The organism is Sorangium sp. So ce590 (genome assembly GCF_051521365.1).
In the GTDB taxonomy this organism is placed as follows: domain Bacteria; phylum Myxococcota_A; class Polyangia; order Polyangiales; family Polyangiaceae; genus Sorangium.
In genome coordinates this window covers 2734211-2747698 of record NZ_CP150346.1, presented here as the reverse complement: position 1 = coordinate 2747698, position 13488 = coordinate 2734211, and the positions used below count along the sequence as shown (strand labels likewise).

Genomic DNA, 13488 nt, shown 5'->3' with positions numbered 1-13488 from the left:
CCAGCGCAGCTCATCGTCGACCTGGTCGACGGCTTCCCGTGTCACCGGGGCGGTGGACAAGGAGGAGAGGACGAAGAAGCTCTGCGTCCTCTGTACCTCTATGGCTCAGATCCTGTGTGTTCGAATTCTTCCCCATCACGGCGCCAGGGATGAGCTTGGGAAACGCCCCATTGGGCTCCGCCCGACGGCCGTCAAGCGCCCGGGGAGCGCGCGCGAGGAAGACTGAAACAGCTCCGTTCGAGCTCGGCCGGCGGTCCGGCCGCTCGAGACGTTCGTCAGGCAGAACCTGCAGCGGATCGCGCGGCGCTCGCGTACACTCCCGACGCTCGGCATGGATCAGCCCGTCCCCGGGGACAGCAGGGCGCAGCAAGTAGACGTCGCGGGCGCGCTCGCGGATCGGGCCTTCGACGCGCTCGGCGTCCTGCTCCGCGGCTTCGAGGACGCGGCCGAGCGCGACGGGCCGGGCGCGCTCGCCGACGCCCTCGCGCGCGGTCCGGAGCACCTCTACGGCGGGCTGCTTACCGCGCTCCTCCGGCTCGTGTTCCTGCTCCACGCGGAGGCCCGCGGGCTCCTGCCGGTCGAGCACCCGCACGACGCGGCGCACCTCGGCGTGCTCCCGCTGTTCCGGGAGCTCGCGGCGGAGCACGGCGCGCGTCCGGCCGCGATGCGGCGGCGCTTCGGGGCGTGGGCGCGGCTCGTCGCGCTGTCCCGCGCCGTGTTTCACGGGATCTCCCGCCCCGAGCTGACCCTGCCGGCGCGGCGAGGGCAGCTCTTCGACCCCGAGCGCTACCCGTTCCTGGAGCGCGCGGCGAGCGGTGGCCCCTGGCAAGCGCCGTCGGTGGACGACGCCACGGTGCACGCGGTGCTCGAGCGGCTCCTCGTGCTCGACGGGCGGCCGCTGTCGTACCGGGCGCTCGACGTCGAGCAGCTCGGCGGCCTCTACGAGGCGCTCATGGGCTACCGGGTCGAGCGCGCCGCCGGTCCGACGGTGTGCCTCCGGCCCGAGAGGGTCTGGGTGAGCGCGGCCGAGGCGCTCGCGCAGCCGGCGGCGCGGCGGGCGGCGTGGCTCGCCGAGCGGGCGGGGCTCTCGCGGCGCGAGGCGAAGAGGCTCGACGAGGCGCTCGCCAGCGCGAGGACCGAGGCCGCGCTCCTCGAGGCGCTCGCTCCGCTGCGCGCGAGGGACGCCGAGGTGCTCGGGGCGGGGCGGCTCTTCCTGCAGCCGGGCGCCGAGCGGCGGCGGACGAGCTCTCATTATACCCCGCGCAGCCTGTCCGCGCCCATCGTCGCGCGGACGCTCGAGCCCCTGCTCCGGCAGATGGGCGAGGAGCCGCCGTCGGCGCGGCTCCTCGGGCTCGCGATCTGCGATCCGGCGATGGGGTCCGGCGCGTTCCTCATGGAGGCGTGCCGGTACCTGGCCGACCTGGTGGTGGCCGCCTGGACCCGCGAGGCGGCGCGCGGCGACGCCGCCGCGGCGGAGCGGCTCGCCCGGTCGGGCGGGGACGCCGTGGGCGAGGCGCGGCGGCTCGTGGCGCGGCGCTGCCTGTACGGCGCCGACAAGAACCCCTTCGCCGTGAGCCTGGCGAGGCTGTCGCTCTGGCTCGTGACGCGCGCGCGGGACGAGCCGTTCACGTTCGTCGATCACGCCCTCCGGCACGGCGACTCGCTGGTGGGGCTCGACCTCGCCCAGCTGCGCGGCTTCCACTGGAAGCCCGCCGCGCCGCTGCCGGCGTGCTGCGAGGCGATCGACGCCGCCATCGAGCGGGCGCTCGCGCTGCGGCAGCAGCTCGCCGGGCTCGGGGACGGCGGCGCCGCGCGCGAGCGGGAGCGGCTCGCGCGCGCGGCGGAGGAGGCGATCGGCCGGGCGCGGCTCCTCGGCGACCTCGTGGTGGGGGCGTTCTTCGCGCACCCGAAGGACAGGGACCGGCTGAAGGAGCGCGACCGGCGCGCGCAGCTCGCGATCGCGTGGCTCCGCGGCGGGGGGCCGCCTCCCGAAGAGCTCCTGGCCATGCAGCGGGCGCTCCGGGAGGGGGCTCCGGGGGAGGGGGCGCCGCGGGAGGGGGCGCCGCGGGAGGGGGCGCCGCGGGAGGGCACGCCAGGCGGGGCGCCGCCGCTGCCGCCGCTCCACTGGGCGCTGGAGTTCCCGGAGGTGTTCCAGGAGCCGCGCCCGGACCGCCCGGACGGCGATCGCGCGCCGCGGCCGGCGCGGCTCGACGCGTTCGTGGGGAATCCGCCTTTCCTCGGGGGAAAGCGGATCTCGACGGATCACGGGGACACCTACGCCGCGTGGCTCGAGCAGCTGCACGGCGCCACGAAGAACACCGATCTCGCCGCCCACTTCTTCCGCCGCGCGGCCGCGCTGCTCGGGGGTCGCGGCACGGTGGGGCTCATCGCCACGAACACGATAGCTCAGGGCGACACCCGGCGATCGGGCCTGAAGCCGCTCGTCGAGGCGGGGCGGGCGGTCATCTACCACGCGGTGCGCAGCGTCCCGTGGCCCGGGGATGCCGCCGTCCACGTCGCCGTCGTCCACCTCGCCGTGGGCATGTCGCCGGCCGACGGCGTCCCGCCGCCCCGGCTCGACGGGCTCCCTGTGCGCCACATCAACTCCCACCTGCGCGCGATGCCGGAGCGGCCCGACCCGAGGCCGCTGGAGTCCAGCCGGGATCTCTGCTTCATCGGCTGCTTCCTCCGCGGCGACGGCTTCGTCCTCACCGACGGCGAGGCGCGGGCGCTCTGCGCGGGCGACCCGGCGGCCGGCGAGGTGCTCCGCCCGTTCCTGGGCGGCGAGGAGGTCAACTCGTCGCCTTCGCACAGCCCGCACCGCCACGTCATCGATTTCGGCGAGCGCGGGCTGGAGGACGCGGGGCGCTGGCCCGCGCTCCTGTCGATCGTGCGGAGTCGGGTCAAGCCGGCGCGGGATCGCCTGAGGCTCACCGGGATCGACGCGGGGCACCGGGCGCGATGGTGGCAGTTCGCCAACCCGCGTCCGGAGCTCCGGCGCACGATCGCGCCGCTCGGGCGCTGCCTCGTCGCGGCGCGGGTGACGAAGCACCTGTGCTTCGCCTTCCAGCCGGCGGGGCGGACGTTCTCGGACCAGCTATGCGTGTTCGCCATCGACGATCACGCGCGCTTCGCGGTCCTCCAGTCGCGAGCGCACGAGTCGTGGGCGCGCCTGCTCTCCTCGACGATGGGAGAGGGCCTCCGGTATGCGCCGTCGGACTGCGTGGAGACGTTCCCCTTCCCTCACCCGGAGCGCCTGGCCGCGGGCGGGCGCGTCGAGGCCGCCGGCGAGCGCCTCTACACCGCGCGCGCAGCGCTGATGGTCGAGCTGGGAGAGGGCCTGACCGCCATGTACAATCTCCTCAAGGCCCCTGCCTGCGCGCGCCCGGGCGTCGTCGAGCTCCGCCGTCTCCACGAGGAGATGGACCGCGCCGTCCTCGCCGCGTACGGGTTCGGCGACATCGAGGTTCCGCCGTACACCACGCCGGTCACGCCCCGCGAGCGGAGCGCGGCGGGCGCCTTCGAGGATGAGGTGATCGACCGGCTCTTCGCGCTGAACGAAGCGCGGGCCGCCGAGGAGGAGCGGCGGCGCGGGGAGGCCGAGCAGCGCGGCCCGCGGCCCGGCGAGCCGTCGCGCGCGCCGGGGCCGGGGCGCCGGGGCCGGTCCGGCGGCTAGCACCGACCGCGCGAGTCGGTGAAGTCGCCTGCCGAGCTGCGGCTCGCCCCGCGCGTCAGAAATTCCGCCATGGGTCATCCAGCCGCCGCCCGCCCGCGCTCTGCGCCGCCGGCCACCGCGCGAGGAAGGCCCGGACCTCCTCGGCCAGGCGCGCGGGCGGCGCGATGCCGTCGATGCGCGTCCAGCGCCCCTCCGCCGCGCGGCCGATGAGCGTGATCGGGGTGTGCTGCTCCTTGATGGGCGCGCGTCCGCCGAGCGCGTCGAGCACCCGGCCCACGCGCTCGCCGCTGCCCGTCAGAAACACCCAGCCCGGCCGCCGGCCAAACTTCTCCGCATAGCCCTTCAGCCGCTCCGGCGTGTCCGTCGCGGGGTCCAGCGAGATGGAGACGAGCCGCACCTCCCGCTCCAGCGCGTCGCCGAGCTCGTCCTGGAGCCGGCCGAAGATGGCCGTCATCGGCGAGCAGATCGTTGTGCAGGTCGTGAAGACGAAGTTCACCACGAGCACGCGATCCTTCGCGAGCTCGCGGAGACGCACCGGCGCGCCGTCCTGATCCACGAGCTCCTCGTCCGGCACCGCGACGCCCGGCGCCGGGGCCGATCGCACCGCCGCCGCGCCGCCCTGCGCCGGGAGCGGCGGACCCGGATCAGCGCCGGCAGCCGCCGGATCGCTCTCGCGGTCGCACGAGGCGGCGGCGAGCGCGCCGGCGAGGAGCAAGGCGTTCGGCACGGAGAGCGAGAGAGATCGCATATCGGCCTCACTGCGGGTATGGCCTCATCGGCGCCCGCGAGGGGGCGCTCGCGTCGAGCGCCTTGGGTTCGAGCGCCATCCTCCGACGAGCGAAGAGCGGGCGCCACGCGGCGCCGCCCTCGATCGTGGGCGATCGAGGGCTGGCCAGCGGACGAGGAGCTTTGTCGCGCGATCCCTTCAGGTCAAGAATCTTCGCCGACCGGCTCACGCCGGAGAGGCGAGACAGCCATGTCCCCGCCGTCAGAAATCGACGCAGACGGGCTCGTCGATCCGCAGCACGGACGCCTGGTTGAAGCGCGCCTTGTACGCCTCGCGGATGGCCTCGATGCTGTCCGAGACAGCCTGGCTGCCGTCGTGGAGGAGCATGAGCAGCCGGCTGTCCTCGCGGATCAGCTCATCTGTCGTCGCGAGGTACTGGCCGTCGACGTCGAACTGCGTCAGCCCGTCCCTGAAGCGCGGGGTCACGACCGTGTCGACGAACGCCTGCCACTCCTCCTGGGTGACGGGGGGCTCGTCGAACCGATCCAGACCGAAGAAGAGCTCGGTCCGGATCATCGGCTCCCCGCCGTCGCAGGTCATCCCGGGCGCCGGCTGCGCGCTGTCGTCTGCCGCGGCGCTGCCGCAGCCGGCGGTCGCGAGGAGCACGGCGAGGAGGGCGCGCGAGATCGATCGGTCGGGCATGGATGTTTCCTCCGAGACGAGGGCGCTCAGGCGCACGGCGACGTGCGACCGGCAAGCTATCACGGCCGCCGCGACGGGTTAGCTCATGTTGTACGCGACCATCGCGATGCCCGCCGCGATCAGGACGATGCCGCCGATCTGCAGCGTCGTGAGGGTCTCGCGCAGGTAGTAGACGGAGAAGACCGAGATGATCAGGAAGCCGCCCGAGGACATGATCGGATAGGCGATCGACAGGTTGATGCGCTTGAGCGCCAGGACGTAAAACAGGATGTTCGACGCGAAGAGCACGAGCCCGAGCACGAGGTGGTAGTTCGTCGCGAGCGCGAGCCCCTTCTCGACGAGCGTCAGCCCCTCCATCGGAGGGACGCGCCGCGAGGCGAGCTTCATGAGGATGTTCGCGGTCGCGTTGAAGACGAGGGCGATGATGAGGAAGAGGTAACCTTGAGCCATGTCTGCTGTGCGACGAGCGCCGGGGCCCCGGAGGCTCGCCTTCCCGGGAGACCTCTCGCGCAGCGGGCGGCATGGATCAACCGTGAAGCGCGCGCACCTTCCCCGCGCCTCGCGCCTCGCGCAACGCTCGGTGAAGCTTCGCCGGCGAGCTCGGCCGAAATGGCCGTGGCCGGCCGCCTGCCTCGGTGCGAGACTGCCGCGCGCCATGAGCTTCGAGGGGGTGGAGATGTCGTTTGCGGCGACGATCGCCGCGGTGGGGACGGCCGGCCGGCCGGGGCGGCGGTGCTTGACGCGCAGGCCGTCTTCTACCCCGAGACAGAGCACATCATGGGGTGGGACGTCGTGGACACCGGCTTCCGGGTCGTCCTCTCCGCGGGCGTCCCGGCTCTCGTGCGCGAGCACGTGCGGCGCGACGTCGACGCGTTCCTCGCGCGGCACCGCCTGTCGCGGGGCGACATCCGCCACTGGATCGTCCACACGGGCGGGCCGAAGGTGCTCGAGGCCATCACCGAGACGCTCGAGCTGCCCGAGGACGCGCTCGTGGCGCTCGCTGCGCGAGCTCGAGCGGCAGCGCGGCGCCCAGCACCACCGAGTCCGCCGTCACGCCGGGATCCAGATCGCGCCCGACACAGCCAGGATACTCGACGAGATCCGATAGATCCGTCTCCGACAGGCGGTACTGCGGCATCACCGGGCTCAACCGCTGGCCCGCAGGCCCCCGCCCCTCCCGGATCGCCGCCACGGGGGCTCGACCTCGCCCAGCGGAGGTGTTCCAGGAGGCGCGCGCGGCCGACGGTCGGCCCGTGGGCGATCCGGAGCCCCGATCGGAGCGGCTCGACGCGTTCGTGGGGAATCCGCCGTTCTCGGGGGCAAGTGGATCTCGATGGATGATGCCGCGGTCCACGTCGCCGTCGTCCACCTCGCCGTGGGCATGTCGCCGCGCGACGGCGCCTGTCGATCGTCCAGAGCCCGGTGAAGCCGGAGCGCGATCGCGTGAGGAGCACAGGGGTCGACGCCGGCCACAAGGCGCGATGGTGGCAGTTCGCGACCCCGCGCCCGGAGCTCCGGCGCAGGATAGCGCCGCTCCGACGGTGCCTCGTCGCGGCGCGGGAGATGAAGCACCTCTGCTTCGCGTTCCTGCCTGTCGATCGGACGTTCTCGGACCAGCCGTGCGTCTTCGCCAGAGGACCACGCGCGCTTCGCGGTGCTCCAGTCGCGAGCGCACGAGGCGTGGACGCGCCTGCTCTCCTCGACGATGGGAGAGGGCCTCCGGTACGCGCCGTCGGACTGCGTGGAGACGTTCCCCTTCCCTCGCCCGGAGCACCACGTCGAGGGCGGCCCCCTAGTGGACTGTTCGACAAGTTTTTTAACATAATCACGCGGCATGCCGCTCAACCCAGCGGTGCATCTTCTGCCGCGTCCAGGACCACCTGAAAGGGTGAGCGTAGAGCTGGTCGTACTCCCGCCAGCTCGCGTTCAGGTGCTCGACGAACTGCTGGCGGCTGTTCCAGCTGCCGCGCTTCAGGTAGCGCTCGCTGAATGCGCGCAGCAGCAGCTCGGCCTGGTTGAGCCACGAGGCGTGCGCCGGCGTCACAAGCACGCGGACGTGCGGGTAGCGGGTACGCAGCAGGGTGGTGGTCTCCTGTGCGACGTGGGACGGGGCTCCGTCCCAGATCAGGTGCACGCGTCGCGCATTGCAGCACTCGTGGAGTAACTCCGGCAGGATCGCGCGCAGGTGCTCGCTATCGTTCCGGCTGGGGCACCACCCGCGCATCTTGCCCGTGTGCACATCGAGCACGGCGGCGAAGTTCACCGTCCCGTGCCGGATGTACTCGAACTCCTGGTGCTCGACCTGGCCGCGCCTCACGGGGCGGGTCGGTCGCCGACGTTCGAGCACCTGGATGTTCGGCTTCTCGTCGAAGCAAAGTACAACTTCGCCGCGCGCAGCTAGATCCGAGGCTCTTTCGTAGCACCACAGGATGCGCGTCGCCCTCCTCTCGAAGTCGGCATCGATCGTGGGCGTCTTCCAGTACCGCGAACGGTGGGGTTGGAGATCGGCGGTACGCAAGATCAGCGAGACGGTCGAGTGCGCGATCTTCGGCACCAGCCCACGCTCAGCCGCCACCTTCGCCAGGCTGCGCGTCGACCAGTGCGTCATGTGCAGCCCCAGCCCTGCGGGCTCACAACAGGCGAGCATCTCGAGACCGACGCGTTGCAGAGGGGGAAAAAGCCCGGGGCCGACCTTCGCGAGGAGCGTCCTCGGCCGCCCGAACCCCCAACTTTTCGTACCGACGGCAGAGGTGCCAGATGGTCTCGCGCCTCTGCTCCACGTGCGCCGCCAGTTCCTCCACGACCGTCGCCGGGTCTGCCATGGCCAAGAGCACCCGAGCTCGGCGAGCGACGCGTTGCTCGGTGCGTCCATCGCGCACCAGCCGCTCCAGGTACGCCCGATCCTCCCGCGACAGCTCGATCCTCCTGGGTGGTCGTCCTCGCATGCCGAAGCTTACGCCACCCCGGGGAATATGTTAAAAAACTTATCGAACAGTCCACTAGAGGCCATCGGCGAGCGCGTCTACCGGCGCGCGCCCGGCTGATGGCCGAGCTGCAAGAGGGCCTGACCGCGACGTACAACCTCCTCAAGGACCCGGCCCGCGAGCGCCCGGGGCTCACCCAGCTCCACGAGGAGATAGACCGCGCCGTCCTGGCCGCGTACGGGTTCGACGACATCGAGGCTCCCCCGTATACCGCGCCGGCCATCCCCGGCGAGACACAGGCGTGGGGAGCCTTCGAAGATCAGGCGATCGACCGGCTGTTCGCGCTGAACGAGGAGCGCGCCGCGGAGGAGCGGCGCCACGAGCACGCTCCGTCGCTGCCCCCCTGACACGCCGCCTCCCGTGCTGCCCGGCGCCCGGACGGGCGGGAAAGACGTGGTGTCAGGCAGGACTTGCCTTGCGTGCTTGCGGGCACCTTTCACGGAGGTGAAGACCCGAGAATGACAAGGCGGCGCAGCATCGCCCTGGGCGCAACGGTATCCATGAGCAGGGAACTCGAAAAATCAACAACCCAACGAATGTCTCGCACTTTGAGCAACTCTACACAAACATAAACTCATGGCGCAAACAGAAACCACATGTCAGGAATGGGACCCTCAGAGGGACGGCGCGCCGCGTGCGCTTTGGTCGAGAGCGGGGCGACGATTTGCGCCTCACCAGAGCGGCAAGGCGTCGGCTCCCGGAAAAGAGGTGCCGCGAGCATGAGCTCTTTTATCGAACAAAGATTGTTGTCCATGACGACCCCGCCTGCCGTCTCTCGCTATCTTTCCGGGGCGGAGCAGGCGGACAGCCTCTCACCTGACACCCTGGCACGATACCACGCGGAGTCGCTCAGGACGATCGTCCAACGAGCATACCGCAAGTCATCGTTCTACCGGACCAAGATGGGCGAGGTAGGGATCGCGCCCGGCGACATCCAGAACGCGTCCGACCTCGTCAAGCTCCCGTTCCTGACGAAGGACGAGCTCCGCGGGCAGCCCTACCGCCTCTTGACCTGCGACAGGAGGGACATCGCGCTGATCCAGGTCTCCACCGGGACCACCGGCGGCGAAGAGATCTACATGGCGTACACGTGGAACGACTACCTGCTTTACGACCTGGCGCCCCGGTACTCCAGGCTGTTTCCCGTCGGCCCCGGTGACATCTGCCTGAACGCGCTCCCGTACGAGATGAGCACCGCGGGGCTCGCCTTTCACAAGACGTTCATGGATGGCTACCACGCCACCGTCGTCCCGGCCGGCAAGGGCGGGGCCTATTCGACGCCGCAGAAGACGGTCAAGACGATGAAGGACCTGCGCCCGAGCATCGTCGTCACGAGCCCCTCCTGGGCCATCGCGCTGGCCGAGGAGGCCCAGAGGAGTTCGTTCGACCTGACCAGCCTGCGCCTCAAGAAAATGTGGCTCACGGGGGAGGGGTGCTCTCCCGCCCTCCGCGGGCGCATCGAGAAGATCTGGGGCACCACGGCCAATTTTTTCTACGGGTCGCTCGAGTGCGGGGCGCTCGGGATCGAGTGCGACCATCACGACGGCTATCACGTGCCAGCAGCGCATGTCATCATGGAGATCGTCGACCCCAAGACCGGCCGCGTCCTCGATCCGGGCGAGACGGGCGAGATCGTCGTAACAGGGCTGCTCCGCTACGACAGCCCGCTCCTCCGCTTCCGGACCGGAGACCTCGGGTGCCTGAACGCGGCCCCGTGCCCGTGCGGGGTCGCGATGCCCCGGTTCCACATGAAGGGCCGCGTCTTCGACCAGATCCGGTTTCATGGCAAGGAGATCTCGCCCATCCACCTGGAAGAGCACTTGATGCGGATGCCGGAGGTCGGGAACTGGTTCCAGTTCGTCATGCCGGCTTCGGGCCAGGCGCGCATCAAGGTCCGGTGCGAGCTCGCGAGCGGCATGGAGCCCAGCGCGCCGCTGGCACAGGCGCTCGCCACGAGGCTGCAAGCCGCGACCTCCCTGCCCTTCGACTTCGAGTTCGTGGATGCGCTCCCGCGCGCCGGCGTCAAGGTGGCGCGGGTCGTCCGGGAGTAACAGGCAGCTAATATGGGAATGGTGGCTAGGCGATGATCATCGATGCACACGCACACGTCTCTCCGACGAGCTACGGTTCTGCCGAGAACTACCTGGAGCAGCTCAGGCAAGGCGGCATCCAGAGGGGCGTGGTCTGCCCCGGCGGGATGCTGGATGTGCGGCAGTTCAATGCGTATATCACCGGCAAGAGCAAGCCGGATGCGGTCCCGAAGAACGACTACGTCGCCGAGTCCGTGAAGACGAACCCCGCGCTGCGCGGGCTCGCCTGCGTCGACCCGTGCGATCCGAAGGCCGTGGATGTCGCGGAGCGATATCTCGGGAAGGGGCTCCGCGGGCTGATGGTCACGCCGCTGGTCCACAGGTTCTCGTTCTGCGATGACGTGATGGCTCCTCTGGCCCGCCTCTGCGGCGAGCGCGAGGTGCCCATCTATTCGCATGTAGCGTTCAGGCCGGGGGCGAACACGTCCGACTATGTGGAGCTCGCGCGGCGGTTCCCGAGGACGAACTTCATCCTGGAGCACATGGGGGCCGGCCACGTCGACAACGACGCGTCAGCCGCCGCCGCCAAGCTGGACAACCTCTTCCTGGAGACCTCCCTCAGCAGCTATCTGCAGATCCTCCTGTCGGTGCAGCAGGCCGGAGCGAGCAAGGTGATCTTCGGCTCCGAGTATCCGCTGTCCCACCCGGCCGCAGAGATCCAGAAGGTGCTCCTCTTGCCGATCTCCTCGGGCGAGCGCGAGAAGATCCTGGGCGGGAACATCCGCGAGCTGCTCCATCTGGAGAGCGCATGAGCGATGGATCGGACCATGGTACTTCCGGATCGACTGGTGGCCATCAATCAGGTGCTGGAGCACGCGCGGAGCTCCGATTTCCATCGGCAACGCCTGCCCAGCGCCCCGCTCCGGACGTGGGAGGAGTGGAGGAGAATCCCGCTGATGACGAAGAGCGATATGCTCCAGCGGTCGCCGCACGGCATGGCGTGCGCCCCGAACCGCGAGCTGCTCCAGTACCACGAGTCCTCCGCGACGACTGGCGCTCCCGTATCGGTGTGGTACAGCAGCCGGGACCTCGCGGAGATCCGGGAGCGGTTCGCCCGGTGGGGCGTCGGGTTCACGGACGAGGACCGGGTGCTCATCCGGTTCCCTTATGCGCTCTCCACCATCGGGCCGTTCGTCCAGATGGCGGTCCAGCAGAAGGGCGCGTGCGCGATCGCCGCCGACAGCCGGACCACGATCACCCCGCTCCGGCGCGTGGTGGATCTGATGCGGAGGCTCGACGTCACCGTCCTCGCCACGATCTCGCTCTCGGCGGTGATGATCGCCGAGGCGGCCGAGATGACGGGCCTCGATCCGCGCCGGGACTTCCCCCGGCTACGCGCCATCTGCTGCGCCGGAGAGCCCCTCAGCCCGCACCGGCGGAAGCTCGTCGAGGGGATCTGGGGAGTCCCCGTGTACGACAACTTCGGGATGACCGAGACGGGGCCTCAGGCCATGGATTGTGCGGAGCGCAGGCTGCACCCGTGGCAGGACTGCTTTCTCATGGAGGTCCTCGACGACCGGCTGGAGAGGTGCGTGGCGCCGGGGGAGATAGGGCAGCTCGTCGTCACGTCGCTCACGCGGCGGGCCACTCCGATGGTCCGGTACGTGACGGGAGACAGGGTGAGGTGCCTCGGAGAGCCCTGCGCGTGCGGTGAGAGCACGACGCTCGAGATCCGCGGCCGGGCGGACGACACCCTGTGGGTGAGCGGCAAGCCGTTCGATCTTTGGGAGCTCGACGCGATCGTCTCCGGGCTGCCCAGCCGCCGGTTCTGGAGGGTCTCGCCGAGAGGTGACGGGCTCCACGTCATCGTGGAGCGCGAGAGGGAGGAGGACCGTATCGAGCCGGGCCTCGTCGATGAGCTATCGCGAGCGCACGGCGCCCGCGTGCAGGTGGAGCTGGTCCCCAAGGGGACACTTTATGACAGGAGCGAACCGGTCTCGTTCGGGATGACGGGCAAACCGGTCTATGTGAGCAAATCCATCGCGCGTACCTGAGCGCGATACCTATGAAACGCGAAGGGGAGGATCGAGCATGAGCATGGCACCTACGAGCAGCCGCAGCGGCGTCATCGCCAACGGCAACAACAAAAGCCTCGCTGTCACCATGGAGAAGCGCGAGCGCATCCGGCTCGATCGCGTCGAGGGAGATCGCAACCGGATGGCGGAGTCCGACGCCCTCGTCGTCTGGTTCGACTCGGCGAAGATCGCGACGCCGGGCGACGACGACGGCATGCTTGGGCGGGTGGTCCACCTGGCCTATACCGGCGTCGTCCTCTATCCGGAGAACCTGTCCGCGCTCGCGCCCGCCGTCCCGTCGCGCATGCTCAAGGTCCTTCACGCCGAGCGCGCCGAGGATCTGGCGCGCCTCGCGCCGCTGCCGGACGGCGGCAAGGACGTGGTGATCGCCAGCCCGGACGTGCAGCTCCTCGGGAAGGCTGCGGAGATGGGGCACAGGACCTGCTTCCGCGCCTACGTGGACGATGGTGAGAGCCTGCACAAGTCCATCGCGGAGGGGCAGCGTCACGCCTACCTGATGATCCGCTTCCGCGACCCCACCAACATCCCCCTGGAGCTCGTGATCGCCACGCTGCAGGCCACGAAGACGGTGCTCATCAAGGAGATCAACTCTCCCCTCGACGTCGACGACGCCATCGTCACGTTGGGAGTGATGGAGGTCGGAGCGGATGGAGTGATGTTCTCGCCACGCTCCCACGAAGCGCTGAGCGAGTTCGTCTCGCGGCTCGGCCGGCTGGAGCGCGCGGCGGTGAAGCTCGAGGTCGCCACGATCGTGAAGAGCACCCCGATCGGCATGGGCGAGCGGAGCTGCATCGACACCACCACGCTGTTCTCGCCCACCGAGGGCATCATCGTGGGGTCGACCTCGCAGGGCGGGATCCTGTGCTGCCCCGAGGTCTTCTTCCTGCCTTACATGGAGCTCAGACCCTTCCGGGTCAACGCGGGCGCCGTCCACAGCTACGTCTACAACTTCGGAAACCGCACGGATTACATGAGCGAGCTCAGGGCGGGCTCCCCCGTGATGATCGTCGACCGCACCGGCAGCGCGCGCCGGGCGAGCGTCGGGCGCATGAAGACGGAGGTCCGACCGCTGCGCCTCATCGAGGCGGACTTCCAGACGGGCGAGCGCATCAACATCATCATGCAGGACGACTGGCACGTGCGCATCTTCTCTGAGGACGCAAAGCCGCTCAACATCACCGAGCTCCGGCAAGGCGACAAGGTGCTCGGACATCCGGCCACGCCCGGCCGCCACGTGGGCATCAAGGTCGACGAGCACATCATCGAAACGTGA

General features: G+C 70.2%; 10 protein-coding genes. 6 read left to right on the top strand and 4 right to left on the bottom strand.

The window, feature by feature from the left end; genetic code table 11:
• Positions 1 to 331: 331 nt before the first annotated feature.
• Complete coding sequence (locus WMF28_RS10485; protein ID WP_437602023.1) at positions 332 to 3676, top strand: DNA methyltransferase; 3345 nt, start codon at positions 332 to 334, stop codon at positions 3674 to 3676.
• A gap of 55 nt (positions 3677 to 3731) precedes the next feature.
• On the opposite strand, the gene WMF28_RS10480 is transcribed toward WMF28_RS10485, so the two are convergent.
• The 4 genes from WMF28_RS10480 to WMF28_RS10465 all read right to left on the bottom strand — a co-directional run bounded on the left by WMF28_RS10480 (position 3732) and on the right by WMF28_RS10465 (position 7713).
• Positions 3732 to 4424 (bottom strand): SCO family protein, encoded by a 693-nt coding sequence (locus WMF28_RS10480; protein WP_437602022.1) that lies wholly within the window; start codon positions 4422 to 4424, stop codon positions 3732 to 3734.
• Positions 4425 to 4664: 240 nt separating this feature from the next.
• Positions 4665 to 5105 carry a DUF3574 domain-containing protein gene (locus WMF28_RS10475; protein ID WP_437602021.1) on the bottom strand — a complete coding sequence of 147 codons (441 nt, stop codon included), beginning with the start codon at positions 5103 to 5105 and terminating at the stop codon, positions 4665 to 4667.
• Between the two features lie 78 nt (positions 5106 to 5183).
• Entirely contained in the window at positions 5184 to 5555 is a 372-nt protein-coding gene (locus tag WMF28_RS10470; protein ID WP_437489535.1) for a DMT family transporter, read from the bottom strand.
• A gap of 1375 nt (positions 5556 to 6930) precedes the next feature.
• Positions 6931 to 7713 carry an IS630 family transposase gene (locus WMF28_RS10465; protein WP_437598555.1) on the bottom strand — a complete coding sequence of 261 codons (783 nt, stop codon included), beginning with the start codon at positions 7711 to 7713 and terminating at the stop codon, positions 6931 to 6933.
• A gap of 435 nt (positions 7714 to 8148) precedes the next feature.
• Between WMF28_RS10465 and WMF28_RS10460 the strand changes: the two genes are divergently transcribed.
• The 5 genes from WMF28_RS10460 (at position 8149) to WMF28_RS10440 (ending at position 13488) form a co-directional block, all read left to right on the top strand.
• Positions 8149 to 8436, top strand: coding sequence for a hypothetical protein (locus tag WMF28_RS10460; protein ID WP_437602020.1), 288 nt, complete (start codon positions 8149 to 8151; stop codon positions 8434 to 8436).
• A gap of 405 nt (positions 8437 to 8841) precedes the next feature.
• Positions 8842 to 10140 carry a phenylacetate--CoA ligase family protein gene (locus tag WMF28_RS10455; RefSeq protein WP_437602019.1) on the top strand — a complete coding sequence of 433 codons (1299 nt, stop codon included), beginning with the start codon at positions 8842 to 8844 and terminating at the stop codon, positions 10138 to 10140.
• 32 nt (positions 10141 to 10172) lie between these two features.
• Positions 10173 to 10931, top strand: a complete 759-nt coding sequence (locus tag WMF28_RS10450; protein ID WP_437602018.1) for an amidohydrolase family protein — start codon at positions 10173 to 10175, stop codon at positions 10929 to 10931.
• 144 nt (positions 10932 to 11075) lie between these two features.
• Positions 11076 to 12173, top strand: coding sequence for a phenylacetate--CoA ligase family protein (locus WMF28_RS10445; protein WP_437602017.1), 1098 nt, complete (start codon positions 11076 to 11078; stop codon positions 12171 to 12173).
• Positions 12174 to 12210: 37 nt separating this feature from the next.
• On the top strand, positions 12211 to 13488 hold the full coding sequence (locus WMF28_RS10440; protein WP_437602016.1) for a 3-dehydroquinate synthase II: 1278 nt from the start codon (positions 12211 to 12213) through the stop codon (positions 13486 to 13488).